Source organism: uncultured Veillonella sp. (assembly GCF_963522475.1).
Lineage (GTDB): Bacteria > Bacillota > Negativicutes > Veillonellales > Veillonellaceae > Veillonella.
Map to the genome: position 1 here is coordinate 24,435 of NZ_CAUQYW010000013.1, position 14,519 is coordinate 38,953.

Genomic DNA, 14,519 nt, shown 5'->3' on the forward strand with positions numbered 1-14,519 from the left:
TAAGAGGTGACAACTGTGGCAAGAGAGTTTTCCTTAGCAAAAACTCGTAATATCGGTATCATGGCCCACATCGATGCTGGTAAGACAACAACTACAGAACGTATCCTCTACTATACAGGTATCGTTCATAAGATCGGCGAAGTACATGAAGGTGCTGCTACGATGGACTGGATGGCGCAAGAACAAGAACGTGGTATCACAATCACTTCTGCGGCGACAACATGTCACTGGAAAGATCATCGTATCAACATCATCGATACTCCTGGTCACGTTGACTTTACTGTAGAAGTAGAACGTTCTCTACGTGTACTTGATGGCTCCGTAGCGGTGTTCAGTGCTAAAGGTGGCGTTGAACCTCAATCCGAAACAGTATGGCGTCAAGCATCTAACTACGGCGTACCTCGTATCGCTTATGTAAATAAGATGGATACAGTAGGTGCTGACTTCTTCAACGTAGTTGATATGATGAAATCCCGTTTGGGTGCAAATTCCGTAGCTATTCAAGTGCCAATCGGCGCTGAAGATACTTTCGAAGGCATCATCGATTTGATGACTATGAAAGCGGAAATTTACAAATCCGATGACGGTAAAGAATATGAAATCACTGATATCCCAGCAGAATATCAAGAAGTAGCTGAAGCTCGTCGCGAAATGATGGTTGATGCTATCGCTGAAACTGATGACGATATTATGATGAAATATTTGGAAGGTGAAGAAATCTCCATTGAAGAATTGAAAACAGCATTGCGTAAAGCAGTTATTGCTAACCAATTGTTCCCAGTTCTTTGTGGTTCTTCCTACAAAAACAAAGGTGTACAAATGTTGTTGGACGCTGTTGTAGATTACATGCCAGCTCCTATCGACATTCCAGCTATTAAAGGTACCGTTCCTGGTACTGAAGAAGAAACTACTCGTCCTTCTTCCGATGATGAACCATTCTCCGCATTGGCATTCAAAATCATGGCTGACCCTTATGTTGGTAAATTAGCGTTCTTCCGTGTGTACTCCGGTACATTGGAATCCGGTTCCTACGTTTTCAACTCCACAAAAGGTAAGAAAGAACGTATCGGCCGTATTCTTCAAATGCACGCTAACACTCGTAAAGAAATCGACATGGTTTACGCTGGCGATATCGCTGCAGCTGTAGGCTTGAAAGATACTACTACTGGTGATACTCTTTGTGATGAAAAGAATCCTGTAATTCTTGAATCCATGGAATTCCCTGAACCAGTTATCTCCGTTGCTGTTGAACCTAAAACAAAAGCTGACCAAGAAAAAATGGGTACAGCTCTTGCTCGTTTGGCAGAAGAAGATCCTACTTTCAAAGTTCGTACTGATGAAGAAACAGGTCAAACTATTATCTCCGGTATGGGCGAACTTCACTTGGATATCATCGTCGACCGTATGAACCGTGAATTCAAAGTAGAATGTAATGTAGGCAAACCTCAAGTAGCTTATCGCGAAACTATCCGTAAAGCTGTTAAATCTGAAGGTAAATTCGTTCGTCAATCTGGTGGTCGTGGTCAATATGGTCACTGCTGGTTGGAATTAATTCCTCAAGAACCAGGTGCTGGCTTCGAATTTGAAAATAAGGTCGTAGGTGGTGCAATTCCTCGTGAATACATCGGACCTGTAGAAAACGGTGTTAAAGAAGCTATGGAATCCGGTGTTATCGCTGGTTATCCAATGGTTGACATCAAAGTTATCGTATTTGACGGCTCTTACCATGACGTTGACTCCAACGAAATGGCCTTCAAAATCGCTGGTTCCATGGGCTTTAAAGAAGGTGCTCGCAAAGCAGATCCTGCATTGCTTGAACCATACATGTCCGTAGAAGTAGACGTTCCTGAAGAATACATGGGCGACGTTATCGGTGACTTGAACTCTCGTCGTGGTCGCATGGACGGCATGGAAGCTCGTAATGGTAATCAACATATCAAAGCATATGTTCCATTGAGCGAAATGTTCGGTTACGCAACTGACCTTCGTTCCAAAACTCAAGGTCGCGGTAACTACTCCATGACATTCGATCATTACGAAGAAGTTCCTAAGAAAATTGCTGAAGAAATTCAAGCAAAGAAAAACGGTTAATCTTACATTAGATTAATAGAATTACTATTTTCCTCGGAGGATAATTTAAAATGGCAAAAGAAAAATTTGAACGTACGAAACCGCATGTTAACATCGGTACAATCGGTCACGTTGACCATGGTAAAACTACTTTGACAGCTGCAATCACTAAAGTATTGGCTGAAAAAGGCCAAGCTGATTTCCAAGATTACAGCATGATCGACAAAGCTCCAGAAGAACGTGAACGCGGTATCACAATCAACACTGCACACGTTGAATACGAAACTGAAAACCGTCACTATGCACACGTTGACTGCCCAGGCCATGCTGACTATGTTAAAAACATGATCACTGGTGCGGCTCAAATGGACGGCGCTATCTTGGTATGTTCCGCAGCTGACGGCCCTATGCCTCAAACTCGCGAACACATCTTGTTGGCTCGCCAAGTTGGTGTTCCTGCAATCGTAGTATTCTTGAACAAAGCTGACATGGTTGACGACGAAGAATTGATCGAATTAGTAGAAATGGAAGTTCGTGAACTTCTTTCCTCCTACGAATTCCCTGGCGACGAAGTACCTATCGTTGTAGGTTCCGCTTTGAAAGCTTTGGAAGGCGACGCTCAATATGTAGCTAAAATCGACGAATTGATGGCAGCTGTAGACTCCTACATCCCAACTCCAGTTCGTGATACTGACAAACCTTTCTTGATGCCTGTGGAAGACGTATTCACAATCACTGGTCGTGGTACAGTAGCAACTGGCCGTGTTGAACGTGGTCAAGTAAATGTAGGCGACACAGTAGAAGTTGTAGGCTTGAAAGAAAAAGCTGAACAATACGTAGTAACTGGTCTTGAAATGTTCCGCAAAACTTTGGACTCTGCAGTAGCAGGTGACAACGTTGGTGCATTGCTTCGTGGTGTTGACCGTAAAGACATCGAACGTGGTCAAGTATTGGCTAAACCAGGTTCCATCAACCCACACACAAAATTCAAAGCAGAAGTATACGTATTGACTAAAGAAGAAGGTGGCCGTCATACTCCATTCTTCTCCAACTACCGTCCACAATTCTACTTCCGTACAACAGACGTAACAGGTGTTGTAAACCTTCCTGAAGGTGTAGAAATGTGTATGCCTGGCGATAACGTAACAATGGATATCGAATTGATCACTCCAATCGCTATCGAAGAAGGTCTTCGTTTCGCGATCCGCGAAGGTGGCCATACAGTAGGCGCTGGCGTTGTAACTGAAATCGAAGGTTAATTTAACCTTTTATGCTCATCGTAGTGATACGTTGGGCACAATATCCACGACATGTAAGAGCGGCATGTTCTGCCGCTCTCGTGTTGTGTTTTCAAACTATGAAGTAGAAGGTTGCCTCTGCGGAGGAGAATTTCTATGGAGCAGTTCATTCACGAAATGGACGACAGGAGGAATTATTAATAATGGCTAAACAGCAAAAAATCCGTATTCGCCTTAAGGCATACGACCACAAAGCTCTCGATCAAAGCGCTGCTAAGATCGTAGACACTGCAAAAAGAAATGGCGCTATGGTATCTGGTCCGATTCCATTGCCAACAGAAAAGAATATCTTCACAATTCTTCGTTCTGTACACGTAAACAAAGATTCTCGTGAACAATTCGAAATGCGTACACATAAACGCTTAATCGATATTCTTGAACCAAATTCGAAAACAGTAGATGCTATCACTCGTTTAGATTTACCAGCTGGTGTATCTATTGAAATAAAACTATAAGGAGGTGCGATAATGTCTAAAGCTATTTTGGGTAAAAAATTAGGAATGACTCAAGTCTTCACAGCTGAAGGCCAATTAGTTCCTGTAACAGTAGTGGAAACTACCCCAAGCGTTGTAGTGCGCGTTAAGACTGTTGAAACAGACGGCTACGAAGCAGTACAAATTGGTTATGGTTCCATTAAAGAAAAACATTTAACAAAACCTGTAAAAGGTCAGTTCGACAAAGCTGGCGTAGCTCCAGTTAAATATCTTCGCGAAGTTCGCGTAGCTAATGCAGCTGACTACACAGTAGGCCAAACTCTGGCAGTTGATATCTTCGCAGAAGGTGAATTGGTGGACGTAGTGGGTACAGGTAAAGGTAAGGGTTTTGCTGGCACAATTAAACGCCATAACTTCTCCCGTGGTCCTGAAACTCATGGTTCCAAATCTCACCGTGAACCTGGTTCCATCGGTCCTATGATCTCCGGTGGCGGCGGTAAGGTATACAAAGGTAAAAAACTCCCTGGACAAATGGGTGGTTACAGAGTTACCGTACAACGCTTATCCGTTGTGAAAGTTGATGCTGAACGTAACCTTTTATTGGTTAAAGGTGGTATCCCAGGCGCTAAAGGTAGCTTGGTTATGGTTCGCAACACGGTTAAACCTGTTAAATAATCATTTGTCGAAAGGAGGATTATGTAATGCCTACAGTAGCAACATATAATCAATCCGGCGTTAAAGTCGGTGAAATACAGTTAAACGATGCAGTGTTCGGCGTTGAAGTTAACGAAGCCGTAATGCATCAAGCCGTAGTTCGTCAATTATCTAACGAACGTCTCGGCACACATGCAACAAAAACTAGAGGTATGGTTCGTGGCGGTGGCCGCAAACCTTGGAAACAAAAAGGTACTGGTCGTGCACGTTCCGGTTCCAGCCGTTCCCCAATCTGGATTGGTGGCGGTACTACATTTGGTCCACAACCTCGCAGCTATTACAAAGCTATGCCTCGTAAGGCTAGACGTTTAGCAGTTAAATCTGCTCTTAGCGATAAAGTGAATAATAGCGAATTATACGTTTTGGAAGAAATCACATTAGCAGCTCCTAAAACTAAAGAAGTGTTGAACATTATCAATAGTTTCAACGTTGGTGATGCAAAAGTATTGTTCATCACTGAAGGTGATGTAAATGTTGAACGTTCCGCTCGCAACATCCAAGGTGTTAAAGCATTGGCTTGCGAAGGTATGAACATTTTCGATCTTCTTCATTACGATAAGCTCTTCATTACTAAAGGTGCTGTCGCAAAAATCGAGGAGGTACTTGGATAATGCAATTACATGATGTACTAATCCGCCCGGTTATTACCGAAAAATCCACTATGCTTATGGAAGAAGGCAAATACACTTTCCGTGTGCCTTTGACTGCAAATAAAGTGCAAATCCGTCAAGCAGTTGAAAAAATCTTCAATGTAAAAGTAGAAAAAGTAGCTACTATTCGCGTTTTAGGCAAAACTAAACGCATGGGTCGTACACAAGGTAAACGCAGCGATTACAAAAAAGCTATCGTTACTTTGAAAGCTGGCGAATCCATTGAATTCTTTGAAGGTGTCTAAGAGTCTAGTTGTAAGGAGGCCCACTAATGGCAATTAAATCATTTAAACCGTACTCCGCTGGTCGCCGGTTTATGACAGTATCCGCCTTCGACGAAATCACAGCAAGCAAACCAGAAAAATCTTTGCTCGCTAAGATTTCTCAAAAAGGTGGTCGTAACAATACTGGTAAAATGACAGTTCGTCACCAAGGTGGCGGTCATAAACGTCAATATCGTATTATTGACTTCAAACGTACTAAAGATAATATTCCAGCTAAAGTAGCAACAATCGAGTATGATCCTAACCGTTCTTCTCGTATTGCTTTGCTTAACTACGCTGATGGTGAAAAACGCTACATTTTAGCTCCTAACGGTCTAAAAGTTGGTGACGTTGTATTCTCCGGTCCTGAGTCCGATATTAAACCTGGTAACTGCTTACCATTGGCTAATATTCCAGACGGTACACAAATCCACAACATCGAATTGAAAATCGGTAAAGGTGGCCAAATTGTTCGTTCCGCTGGTACATCTGCTCAATTGATGGGTAAAGATAATGGCTATGCTATTCTTCGTTTACCATCTGGTGAAATGCGTCGTGTTCGTCAAGAGTGTCGTGCAACAGTAGGTGTTGTTGGTAACGCTGATCACAGCAACCTTGTAATTGGTAAAGCTGGTCGTCATCGTTGGATGGGCGTTCGCCCTGGCAACCGTGGTGTTGTAATGAACCCTTGTGACCATCCACATGGTGGTGGTGAAGGTAAATCTCCTGTTGGTCGTAAACATCCTGTTACACCTTGGGGCAAACCAGCACATGGTGTTAAAACTCGCGACAAGAAAAAAGCTTCTAACAGCTTAATCATTAAACGTCGTACAAAATAGGATAAAGGAAAGGAGATAAAATAGTGTCCAGATCTATTAAAAAAGGCCCTTTCGTAGCAGATCATTTGCTTAAGAAAGTTGAAGCTTTAAACGAAACTAACGAAAAGAAAGTTGTAAAAACCTGGTCCCGTGCCTCTACTATTATCCCAAGTTTTGTAGGCCACACAATTGCTGTGCATGATGGTCGCAAACATGTACCTGTATTCATTACAGAAGATATGGTAGGTCATAAATTAGGTGAATTCGCTCCTACACGTACTTTCAAAGGTCACGGTAAGGACGAAAAATCTACAGGCAAAAAATAGGAGGAATAATTAATGGAAGCAAAAGCAATCGCTAGACATATCCGAATCGCGCCTCGTAAAATCCGTATCGTTGCTGATTTAGTGCGCGGTAAAAACATCGGCGAAGCATTTGCCATCTTGAAGTTCACTCCGAAAGTTGGCGCTGATGTAGTAGAAAAAGTTATGCGTTCTGCAATCGCAAACGCTGAACATAATTTCGATATGAATGTTGACAATCTTTACGTATCCGAGATCTTTGTTGATCAAGGCCCTACATTAAAACGCATTCATCCTCGTTCCCGTGGTCAAGCTTTCAAAATTTTGAAACGCACTAGCCATGTAACAGTAGTAGTTAAAGAAAGAGCTTAAGAAGGAGGGAAACAGAGTGGGTCAAAAAGTTAATCCACACGGTTTGCGTGTCGGTATCGTAAAAGATTGGGACGCAAAATGGTATGCAGATAAAGATTTCGCTGCTAATCTTCATGAAGACGTAAAAATTCGTAACTTCTTGAAAGAAACCCTTTTCATTGCTGGTATTTCCCGCATTGAAATCGAGCGTACAAATAAACGTATTAAATTGACTATCCACACTGCAAAACCAGGTATGGTTATCGGTCGTGGTGGTGCTGGTATCGAAGATATCAAAAAAGCAATGACTCGTTTCACTGACAAACAAGTGGACGTTAACATCGCAGAAATTAAACAAGCAGACATGGATGCAATCTTGGTTGCGGAAAACATTGCTAGCCAATTGGAACGCCGTATCGGTTTCCGTCGTGCAATGAAACAAGCTGTAGGTCGTACAATGCGCTTAGGTGCAAAAGGTATCAAAATCATGGTAAGCGGTCGTCTTGGCGGCGCTGAAATCGCTCGTAGCGAATCCTACCGTGAAGGTTCTATTCCTTTGCATACACTTCGTGCAGACATCGACTACGGTACTGCTGAAGCTCATACAACATACGGTTGTATCGGCATTAAAGTATGGATTTACAAAGGTGAAGTTTTGCCAGAAGCAAAACAACCTGCTAAGAAGGAAGAAGGTGGCAAGTAATGCTTATTCCAAAGCGCGTAAAACATCGTAAGCAATTCCGCGGCCGTATGAAAGGTCGTGCTATGCGCGGTAATACAGTGTCTCATGGTGAGTTCGGCTTGGTAGCATGCGAACCATCTTGGATCACTAACCGTCAAATCGAAGCTGCCCGTATTGCTATGACTCGTTATATCAAACGTGGTGGTAAAGTATGGATTAAAATTTTCCCTGACAAACCAATCACAGCTAAACCAGCTGGTACTCGTATGGGTTCCGGTAAAGGTTCTCCTGAATACTGGGTAGCAGTGGTTAAACCAGGTCGTGTAATGTTTGAAATGGACGGTGTGCCAGAAGCTACAGCTCGTGAAGCTATGCGTCTTGCAAGCCATAAACTTCCAATCAAATGCAAATTTGTTGTTAAGGGTAAAGAATTGGGTGGTGACGTAAATGAAGGTTAATGACATTCGCAATATGAGCGCTGCCGAAATGGAACAAAAAGTTTCCGGTCTTAAGGAAGAGTTATTTAACCTCCGTTTTCAGCTTGCAACAGGTCAATTAGAAAATCCTATGCGCATTCGTGAAGTTAAGAAGACAATCGCTCGTATTAAAACTGTACAACGTGAAGTTGAACTTAAATCTGAAAACGCATAATAACAGATTTGTTAAAGGTTGAAAAGGAGGCTTAAAATCGTGGCAGAAGAAAGAAACGTACGTAAAGTCCGCGTAGGTAAAGTTGTTAGCGACAAAATGAATAAAACTGTTGTTGTTGCTGTAGAACGTAAAGTACCTCACGCATTATATAACAAGCCAATGGTTAGCACTAAACGCTTCAAAGCTCATGATGAAAATAATGAGTGCCAAATTGGCGATACAGTTAAAATTGTAGAAACTCGTCCACTTTCTAAAGATAAATGTTGGAGAGTTGTTGAAATTCTTGAAAGACAAAAATAAGAGTGATGTAAGGAGGAATAGACGATGATCCAGCAACAAACAATTTTGAATGTTGCCGACAACACTGGTGCAAAACGTATTATGTGCATCCAAGTCATGGGCGGTTCTTATCGCAAATTCGGCAATATCGGTGACGTAATCGTTGCTTCTGTAAAAGATGCATCACCCGGTGGCGTTGTCAAGAAAGGCGACGTAGTCAAAGCTGTTATTGTTCGTTCTAAAAAAGGTATCCGCCGTCAAGACGGTTCCTATATCCGTTTCGATGAAAACGCAGCAGTAGTTATTAAAGAAGATAAAACCCCTCGTGGTACTCGTATCTTCGGACCTGTAGCTAGAGAACTTCGTGAAAAAGACTTCATGAAAATCGTTTCCTTAGCTCCAGAAGTATTATAAGAAGGAGGAACGCAGCATATGGCTAAACTACAAATCAAAAAAGGCGATACAGTTGTTGTTATCTCCGGTAAAGATAAAGGTAAGCAAGGTACAGTTATTGCTACTGAACCTAAAAAAGAACGCGTATTTGTTGAAGGCGTTAACACTGTAAAACGTCATACAAAACCTTCTCAAGCTAACCCACAAGGTGGCATTGTTACTAAAGAAGCTGGTATTCATGTTTCTAACGTAATGGTTGTTGACCCTGAAACTAAAACAGCTACTCGTATCAAAAAAGTTGAAGGCAAAGACGGTAAATTCGTTCGCGCTACAGTTAAATCTGGTACAGTACTTAAATAATCAGGAAAGGAGGAGCTAAATAAATGTCTCGTTTATTTGAACAATACAACTCTGAAATTAAAAAGAGTTTGCAAGAAAAATTCCAATACGGTAACGTTATGGAAATCCCTAAATTGGAAAAAATCGTTATCAACATCGGCGTTGGTGATGCAGTAGGCAATGCAAAAGCATTGGAAGCAGCAGTTAATGATTTGACTATCATTGCTGGTCAAAAACCTGTAATCACAAAAGCTAAAAAATCCATTGCGAACTTCAAAGTTCGTGAAGGTATGGCGTTGGGTACAAAAGTTACTCTTCGTGGCGAACGCATGTATGAATTCCTCGACAAATTGATCAATGCGGCATTACCTCGTGTACGTGACTTCCGCGGTATCAGCGCAACAGCATTTGATGGCCGTGGTAACTACGCTTTGGGTCTTAAAGAACAGCTCATCTTCCCTGAGATCGAATATGATCAAGTAGAACGTGTTACTGGTATGGATATCATCGTAGTAACAACTGCTAAAACAGATGAAGAAGCTCGTGAATTGTTGACTCAATTCGGTATGCCTTTTGAAAAATAATAGGAGGAACATATAGATGGCTAAAAAATCTATGATTGAACGCGAAAAGAAACGCGCTAAAATCGTTGAAAAATATGCAGCTAAACGTGCAGCGTTAAAAGCAGCAGGTGATTATGAAGGCTTGTCCAAATTACCAGCAAACGCATCCCCAACACGCTTACACAACCGTTGCAACTTAACTGGTCGTCCTCACGGCTATATGCGCAAATTCGGTATCAGCCGTATTGCGTTCCGTGAATTGGCGTACAAAGGACAAATTCCTGGTGTTAAAAAAGCCAGCTGGTAATATTAGACGAGAGGAGGTTTTTAGATTATGGTAATGACCGATCCTATCGCGGATATGCTTACGCGCATCCGTAATGCAAATGCTGCACTTCATGAAACGGTAAACATTCCTGCATCTAGAATGAAAGCAGCTGTTCTTGACATCCTTTTACAAGAAGGTTTCGTAAAGAACGTAGAAAAAGAAGAAAACACTTTAAAAGTAACTTTGAAATATGGTTCCAATAACGAAAAAGTTATTACAGGAATTAAACGTATTTCCAAACCTGGTTTACGTGTTTACGCGAAAAAGGAAGAACTTCCTCGTGTACTTGGTGGTTTGGGTATCGCAGTTATTTCTACATCCAAAGGCGTTATGAGCGACAAACAAGCTCGTAAAGAAGGTCTTGGTGGCGAAGTAATCGCATACGTTTGGTAATAGTAGCAATAGGAGGTAGAAATAATGTCACGTATCGGTAGAATGCCTATCGAAATCCCTGCAGGCGTTACTGTTACATATGATAACCATCATATGAACGTAAAAGGTCCTAAAGGTGAATTATCTCGCGATTTGCATCCAGATATGAATATCACTGTTGAAGGTAACACAATTACAGTAGCTCGTCCTTCCGACAATAAAGCTCATCGTTCCCTTCACGGTTTGACTCGCGCTCTTGTTGCTAATATGGTAACAGGCGTATCTGAAGGATTCACAAAAACTCTTGAAATCAACGGTGTTGGTTACAGAGCGGCTAAACAAGGCAATAAATTAGCTCTTACACTTGGCTTCTCTCATCCAGTAGAAATGGAAGCTCCAGCTGGTATTACAATTGAAGTTCCAGCTCCTAACAAAATCGTTGTTTCTGGTGCAGACAAAGAAGTTGTAGGCGCAGTAGCAGCTGATATCCGTAAATGGAGAAAACCTGAACCTTACAAAGGTAAAGGTATCCGCTATGAAGGCGAAGTTGTTCGTCGCAAAGCTGGTAAAGCTGGTGCAAAAGGTAAATAGTAATATCATCTATATGAATGAAAGGAGTGAATATCTTGCCTCGTAAATCTAGTAGAAATATCGCTCGAGCAAAACGTCATCTTCGTATTCGTCGTCACATCTCTGGTACGGCAACTTGCCCACGTTTGAACGTATTCCGTTCTTTAGGCAACATTTATGCTCAAGTTATCGATGACGTAGCAGGTACAACTTTGGTTGCTGCTAGCTCTTTAGATAAAGATTTGAACTTATCCTATGGTGGTAACGTAGCTGCTGCTAAAGCTGTTGGTGAAGCAGTTGCTAAAAAAGCTATCGCTAAAGGCATTGACACTGTAGTGTTTGACCGTGGTGGTTACATTTACCACGGCCGCGTAGCAGCCCTTGCAGAAGGTGCTCGTGAAGCAGGCTTAAAATTCTAAGAAGGAGGAACTATAGACATGGCGAGAATTGACTACACCAGTCTTGATCTTAAAGAAAGAGTAGTATTCATCAACCGCGTAGCCAAAGTAGTTAAAGGCGGTCGTCGTTTTTCCTTCAGCGCTCTTGTAGTTGTTGGTGATGGCAACGGTTATGTAGGCGTTGGCTTAGGTAAAGCAGCGGAAGTACCAGAAGCAATTCGCAAAGGTATTGATGATGCTAAGAAAAATATTGTAAACGTAGCAATTAAAAATGGTACAATCCCTCACAGCGTAACAGGCGTATTCGGCGCAGGCCGCGTATTCTTGAAACCAGCTGCTGAAGGTACTGGCGTTATCGCTGGTGGCCCTGTTCGTGCCGTATTGGAATTAGTAGGTGTTCGTAACATCTTGACTAAATCTTTGGGTTCTTCTAACCCTAACAATATGGTTCGCGCTACAATCGAAGGTTTGAAAGATTTAAAACGCGCTAGCGAAGTTGCAGAACTTCGTGGTAAGACCGTTGAAGAAATTTATAACGCGTAATAAGGAGACAAGAAATGGCACAAGTTAAAGTAACATTAACAAGAAGCTTAATCGGTCGTCCTGAAGATCAACGCGCGACAGTTAAAGCTTTGGGCTTGAAAAAAACTAATTCTCAAGTCGTAAAAGAAGTAACACCACAAATCGAAGGTATGCTTCACAAAGTTAGACATTTAGTAAAAGTTGAAGAAGTTTAATACTGATAAGGAGGTGCACTGAATGAAACTTCATGAATTACAACCAGCTGCTGGTTCCAAAAAAACTCGTACTCGTGTAGGCCGTGGTTTAGGTTCTGGCTTGGGTAAAACATCTGGTCGTGGTCAAAAAGGTCAAAACTCCCGTTCTGGCGGTGGCGTTCGCTCCGGTTTTGAAGGCGGCCAAATGCCTCTTTATCGTCGTTTACCAAAACGTGGTTTCAACAACGTTTTTGCTAAACAATATGCTGAAGTTAACGTAGAACAATTGAACCGTTTTGAAGACGGTGCAACAGTTGATCCAGTAGCTCTTATTGAAGCTGGCATTTTGAAAAATGTACGCGATGGCATTCGTATTTTAGGTAACGGTACATTGGAAACTAAGAACTTGACAGTTATCGCTAACGGCTTCACTAAATCTGCTGAAGAAAAAATTACAGCAGCAGGCGGAAAAGTTGAGGTGATCTAGGGTGCTAGATAGCCTCTCGAACATCTTTAAGATTACCGAACTACGTAATAAGATTCTTTACACATTAATGATGTTTGCTATCTTTAGAGCTGGCATTCATATTCCTGTTCCAGGTGTAGATGCATCTGTTATCGAATCCTTGTTTACATCCGGTAACCTATTCGGTCTATTAGACTTGTTTGCTGGTGGTGCGTTAAGTAAGTTCTCTATCTTTGCAATGAGTATTACACCTTACATCAATGCTTCCATCATCATGCAACTGCTTCAGGCTGTAGTTCCTCAGTTTGAAGCATGGAGTAAAGATGGTGAAGACGGGCGTAAGAAAATAGCGAAGGTAACTCGTTATGGCACCGTAGCCCTCGGCTTTATACAAGCCGCAGGCATGGCATTTGCTCTTAGAGCAAACAACGCTTTGGTAAATAATGATTTCCTTAGTGTATTCGTTGTGGCCATCATCCTAACAGCAGGCACATGCTTGTTGATGTGGATTGGTGAACAAATCACAGCATATGGTATAGGTAATGGTATTTCCTTAATCATCTTTGCTGGTATCGTAGCTCGATTACCAGATGGTTTAGAAACTATTTATCAATATATCCAAAATGGAACAATCAATATGTTCCAAGCATTCTTATTTGCTGTAATTGCACTTGCGATGATTGCTGTCGTAGTTGCAGTTACACAAGGCCAACGTCGTATTCCGATTCAATATGCTAAACGTGTAGTAGGTCGTAAAATGTACGGTGGTCACTCTACATTCTTGCCGTTGAAAGTTAATCAGGCAGGTGTAATCCCAATTATCTTTGCGTCATCTGTGTTGATGTTCCCTGTGACAATTGCGCAATTTATTGACAATGAATATGTTCATAAAGCTGCGGATCTATTTACATGGGGTACGCCGTTACAAACGGCATTGTATGCATTATTGATTTTCATCTTTACATATTTCTATACTGCAATCTCTATCAACATTACAGATATGGCAGATAATATGAAAAAATACGGTGGTTTTATCCCAGGTATTCGTGCGGGTAAACCAACTGCTGATTATGTGGATAACGTGATGACCAAGATCACTTTGGCTGGCGCTGTATTCTTAGCTGTCGTTGCTATTATACCGAATTTCCTCGGTAGTATTACCGGCGTCCAAGGCGTATACTTTGGTGGTACGGCTCTCCTAATCGTTGTAGGTGTAGCACTTGATACAATGCAACAAATTGAGTCGCTCATGGTAACACGCCACTATAAAGGCTTTGTGAAGTAGGAGGGAAACAATATGTATATTCTATTAATGGGACCTCCTGGTGCTGGTAAAGGCACTCAGGCAGCTCGACTTATTGAAAAATACGGTATTCCCCAAATTTCAACAGGTGATATGTTCCGCGCTGCGATTAAGAACGAAACACCTCTTGGAGTTGAGGCTAAGAAATACATCGATGCTGGTCAATTGGTACCAGACAGTGTAACTGTTGGTATCGTACGTGATCGCTTGGTGAAAGATGACTGCAAATCTGGATTTATTCTTGATGGATTCCCAAGAACTACAGCTCAAGCTGTGTCTTTGGATGCAATCCTTAAAGAATTAGGAATTTCTTTGGACGCTGTGCTTAACTTAAATGTTCCTTCCGAGGAATTAGTTAAACGTATTAGCGAACGAGCTGTTCTAGAAAATCGTGCTGATGATAACCCTGAAACAGTACAGAAACGTCTAGCTGTGTACGAAGAATCTACTAAACCTTTAATTGACTACTACCGCAATAGCGGTTTGTATCAAGAAATCAATGGTTTACAAGATGTAGACGCAGTATTTGCTGACATCATTAAGGCTTTGGAGAAATAAT

The 14,519-nt window shown here is 41.8% G+C and carries 25 protein-coding genes; all 25 read left to right on the plus strand.

Annotated elements, in window-relative coordinates; all coding sequences use genetic code 11:
- The first annotated feature begins 15 nt into the window (after window positions 1-15).
- The 25 genes from fusA to RWP19_RS07670 all read left to right on the plus strand — a co-directional run bounded on the left by fusA (window position 16) and on the right by RWP19_RS07670 (window position 14,518).
- On the plus strand, window positions 16-2,091 hold the full coding sequence (fusA, locus tag RWP19_RS07550; protein ID WP_314357161.1) for an elongation factor G: 2,076 nt from the start codon (window positions 16-18) through the stop codon (window positions 2,089-2,091).
- Window positions 2,092-2,141: 50 nt separating this feature from the next.
- Window positions 2,142-3,329: an elongation factor Tu gene (tuf, locus tag RWP19_RS07555; RefSeq protein ID WP_126413463.1), complete on the plus strand. Its 1,188-nt coding sequence runs from the start codon at window positions 2,142-2,144 to the stop codon at window positions 3,327-3,329.
- 182 nt (window positions 3,330-3,511) lie between these two features.
- Complete coding sequence (gene rpsJ, locus RWP19_RS07560; RefSeq protein ID WP_004695100.1) at window positions 3,512-3,823, plus strand: 30S ribosomal protein S10; 312 nt, start codon at window positions 3,512-3,514, stop codon at window positions 3,821-3,823.
- 12 nt (window positions 3,824-3,835) lie between these two features.
- On the plus strand, window positions 3,836-4,477 hold the full coding sequence (gene rplC, locus RWP19_RS07565) for a 50S ribosomal protein L3 (protein WP_314357162.1): 642 nt from the start codon (window positions 3,836-3,838) through the stop codon (window positions 4,475-4,477).
- 26 nt (window positions 4,478-4,503) lie between these two features.
- A complete protein-coding gene (gene rplD, locus RWP19_RS07570) occupies window positions 4,504-5,127 on the plus strand; it encodes a 50S ribosomal protein L4 (protein WP_005377066.1) in 624 nt (207 codons plus the stop codon).
- The gene (gene rplW / locus RWP19_RS07575; RefSeq protein WP_004695108.1) at window positions 5,127-5,411 is read left to right on the plus strand and encodes a 50S ribosomal protein L23; all 285 of its coding nucleotides are present in this window, start codon (window positions 5,127-5,129) and stop codon (window positions 5,409-5,411) included. The genes rplD and rplW overlap by 1 nt, the downstream gene beginning before the upstream one ends.
- 26 nt (window positions 5,412-5,437) lie before the next feature.
- On the plus strand, window positions 5,438-6,268 hold the full coding sequence (gene rplB / locus RWP19_RS07580; protein ID WP_005385496.1) for a 50S ribosomal protein L2: 831 nt from the start codon (window positions 5,438-5,440) through the stop codon (window positions 6,266-6,268).
- Between the two features lie 23 nt (window positions 6,269-6,291).
- The gene (rpsS, locus tag RWP19_RS07585; protein ID WP_060923779.1) at window positions 6,292-6,573 is read left to right on the plus strand and encodes a 30S ribosomal protein S19; all 282 of its coding nucleotides are present in this window, start codon (window positions 6,292-6,294) and stop codon (window positions 6,571-6,573) included.
- A gap of 12 nt (window positions 6,574-6,585) precedes the next feature.
- A complete protein-coding gene (gene rplV / locus RWP19_RS07590) occupies window positions 6,586-6,921 on the plus strand; it encodes a 50S ribosomal protein L22 (protein ID WP_004695112.1) in 336 nt (111 codons plus the stop codon).
- A gap of 16 nt (window positions 6,922-6,937) precedes the next feature.
- Window positions 6,938-7,603, plus strand: coding sequence for a 30S ribosomal protein S3 (rpsC, locus tag RWP19_RS07595; RefSeq protein ID WP_105084923.1), 666 nt, complete (start codon window positions 6,938-6,940; stop codon window positions 7,601-7,603).
- On the plus strand, window positions 7,603-8,040 hold the full coding sequence (gene rplP / locus RWP19_RS07600; protein WP_004695114.1) for a 50S ribosomal protein L16: 438 nt from the start codon (window positions 7,603-7,605) through the stop codon (window positions 8,038-8,040). Before rpsC ends, rplP begins: the two co-directional genes overlap by 1 nt.
- Entirely contained in the window at window positions 8,030-8,233 is a 204-nt protein-coding gene (gene rpmC, locus RWP19_RS07605; RefSeq protein ID WP_004695115.1) for a 50S ribosomal protein L29, read from the plus strand. Before rplP ends, rpmC begins: the two co-directional genes overlap by 11 nt.
- 39 nt (window positions 8,234-8,272) lie before the next feature.
- Window positions 8,273-8,533, plus strand: coding sequence for a 30S ribosomal protein S17 (gene rpsQ, locus RWP19_RS07610; RefSeq protein WP_005385504.1), 261 nt, complete (start codon window positions 8,273-8,275; stop codon window positions 8,531-8,533).
- Window positions 8,534-8,557: 24 nt separating this feature from the next.
- Window positions 8,558-8,926 (plus strand): 50S ribosomal protein L14, encoded by a 369-nt coding sequence (gene rplN, locus RWP19_RS07615; protein WP_005376994.1) that lies wholly within the window; start codon window positions 8,558-8,560, stop codon window positions 8,924-8,926.
- Window positions 8,927-8,944: 18 nt separating this feature from the next.
- Complete coding sequence (gene rplX, locus RWP19_RS07620) at window positions 8,945-9,265, plus strand: 50S ribosomal protein L24 (RefSeq protein ID WP_004695118.1); 321 nt, start codon at window positions 8,945-8,947, stop codon at window positions 9,263-9,265.
- A gap of 23 nt (window positions 9,266-9,288) precedes the next feature.
- The gene (rplE, locus tag RWP19_RS07625) at window positions 9,289-9,828 is read left to right on the plus strand and encodes a 50S ribosomal protein L5 (protein WP_024065152.1); all 540 of its coding nucleotides are present in this window, start codon (window positions 9,289-9,291) and stop codon (window positions 9,826-9,828) included.
- 16 nt (window positions 9,829-9,844) lie between these two features.
- Window positions 9,845-10,114 (plus strand): 30S ribosomal protein S14, encoded by a 270-nt coding sequence (gene rpsN / locus RWP19_RS07630; RefSeq protein ID WP_005377140.1) that lies wholly within the window; start codon window positions 9,845-9,847, stop codon window positions 10,112-10,114.
- Window positions 10,115-10,141: 27 nt separating this feature from the next.
- Complete coding sequence (gene rpsH, locus RWP19_RS07635) at window positions 10,142-10,528, plus strand: 30S ribosomal protein S8 (RefSeq protein WP_004695128.1); 387 nt, start codon at window positions 10,142-10,144, stop codon at window positions 10,526-10,528.
- Between the two features lie 24 nt (window positions 10,529-10,552).
- On the plus strand, window positions 10,553-11,098 hold the full coding sequence (gene rplF / locus RWP19_RS07640; RefSeq protein WP_039968986.1) for a 50S ribosomal protein L6: 546 nt from the start codon (window positions 10,553-10,555) through the stop codon (window positions 11,096-11,098).
- A gap of 17 nt (window positions 11,099-11,115) precedes the next feature.
- Complete coding sequence (gene rplR, locus RWP19_RS07645) at window positions 11,116-11,496, plus strand: 50S ribosomal protein L18 (protein WP_050781715.1); 381 nt, start codon at window positions 11,116-11,118, stop codon at window positions 11,494-11,496.
- A gap of 18 nt (window positions 11,497-11,514) precedes the next feature.
- Entirely contained in the window at window positions 11,515-12,018 is a 504-nt protein-coding gene (gene rpsE / locus RWP19_RS07650; RefSeq protein ID WP_004695136.1) for a 30S ribosomal protein S5, read from the plus strand.
- 14 nt (window positions 12,019-12,032) lie between these two features.
- The gene (rpmD, locus tag RWP19_RS07655) at window positions 12,033-12,212 is read left to right on the plus strand and encodes a 50S ribosomal protein L30 (protein WP_004695138.1); all 180 of its coding nucleotides are present in this window, start codon (window positions 12,033-12,035) and stop codon (window positions 12,210-12,212) included.
- Between the two features lie 22 nt (window positions 12,213-12,234).
- On the plus strand, window positions 12,235-12,678 hold the full coding sequence (gene rplO / locus RWP19_RS07660) for a 50S ribosomal protein L15 (RefSeq protein ID WP_005385511.1): 444 nt from the start codon (window positions 12,235-12,237) through the stop codon (window positions 12,676-12,678).
- A gap of 1 nt (window position 12,679) precedes the next feature.
- A complete protein-coding gene (gene secY / locus RWP19_RS07665; RefSeq protein WP_314357164.1) occupies window positions 12,680-13,942 on the plus strand; it encodes a preprotein translocase subunit SecY in 1,263 nt (420 codons plus the stop codon).
- A gap of 12 nt (window positions 13,943-13,954) precedes the next feature.
- Window positions 13,955-14,518 (plus strand): adenylate kinase, encoded by a 564-nt coding sequence (locus RWP19_RS07670; RefSeq protein ID WP_004695145.1) that lies wholly within the window; start codon window positions 13,955-13,957, stop codon window positions 14,516-14,518.
- Window position 14,519: the final 1 nt, after the last annotated feature.

Bases quoted from the DNA above. Each gene is read 5' to 3' on its own strand.
- rplP (WP_004695114.1), top strand. From the start codon at position 7,603: ATGCTTATTCCAAAGCGCGTAAAACATCGTAAGCAATTCCGCGGCCGT.
- rpsJ (WP_004695100.1), top strand. From the start codon at position 3,512: ATGGCTAAACAGCAAAAAATCCGTATTCGCCTTAAGGCATACGACCAC.
- rplC (WP_314357162.1), top strand. From the start codon at position 3,836: ATGTCTAAAGCTATTTTGGGTAAAAAATTAGGAATGACTCAAGTCTTC.
- rplE (WP_024065152.1), top strand. From the start codon at position 9,289: ATGTCTCGTTTATTTGAACAATACAACTCTGAAATTAAAAAGAGTTTG.
- rplX (WP_004695118.1), top strand. From the start codon at position 8,945: ATGGCTAAACTACAAATCAAAAAAGGCGATACAGTTGTTGTTATCTCC.
- rplB (WP_005385496.1), top strand. From the start codon at position 5,438: ATGGCAATTAAATCATTTAAACCGTACTCCGCTGGTCGCCGGTTTATG.
- tuf (WP_126413463.1), top strand. From the start codon at position 2,142: ATGGCAAAAGAAAAATTTGAACGTACGAAACCGCATGTTAACATCGGT.
- rplO (WP_005385511.1), top strand. From the start codon at position 12,235: ATGAAACTTCATGAATTACAACCAGCTGCTGGTTCCAAAAAAACTCGT.
- rpsH (WP_004695128.1), top strand. From the start codon at position 10,142: ATGGTAATGACCGATCCTATCGCGGATATGCTTACGCGCATCCGTAAT.
- rpsN (WP_005377140.1), top strand. From the start codon at position 9,845: ATGGCTAAAAAATCTATGATTGAACGCGAAAAGAAACGCGCTAAAATC.
- rplN (WP_005376994.1), top strand. From the start codon at position 8,558: ATGATCCAGCAACAAACAATTTTGAATGTTGCCGACAACACTGGTGCA.
- rplR (WP_050781715.1), top strand. From the start codon at position 11,116: ATGAAAGGAGTGAATATCTTGCCTCGTAAATCTAGTAGAAATATCGCT.
- rpsE (WP_004695136.1), top strand. From the start codon at position 11,515: ATGGCGAGAATTGACTACACCAGTCTTGATCTTAAAGAAAGAGTAGTA.
- rpmD (WP_004695138.1), top strand. From the start codon at position 12,033: ATGGCACAAGTTAAAGTAACATTAACAAGAAGCTTAATCGGTCGTCCT.
- RWP19_RS07670 (WP_004695145.1), top strand. From the start codon at position 13,955: ATGTATATTCTATTAATGGGACCTCCTGGTGCTGGTAAAGGCACTCAG.
- rplW (WP_004695108.1), top strand. From the start codon at position 5,127: ATGCAATTACATGATGTACTAATCCGCCCGGTTATTACCGAAAAATCC.
- rpmC (WP_004695115.1), top strand. From the start codon at position 8,030: ATGAAGGTTAATGACATTCGCAATATGAGCGCTGCCGAAATGGAACAA.
- rplF (WP_039968986.1), top strand. From the start codon at position 10,553: ATGTCACGTATCGGTAGAATGCCTATCGAAATCCCTGCAGGCGTTACT.
- rplD (WP_005377066.1), top strand. From the start codon at position 4,504: ATGCCTACAGTAGCAACATATAATCAATCCGGCGTTAAAGTCGGTGAA.
- rplV (WP_004695112.1), top strand. From the start codon at position 6,586: ATGGAAGCAAAAGCAATCGCTAGACATATCCGAATCGCGCCTCGTAAA.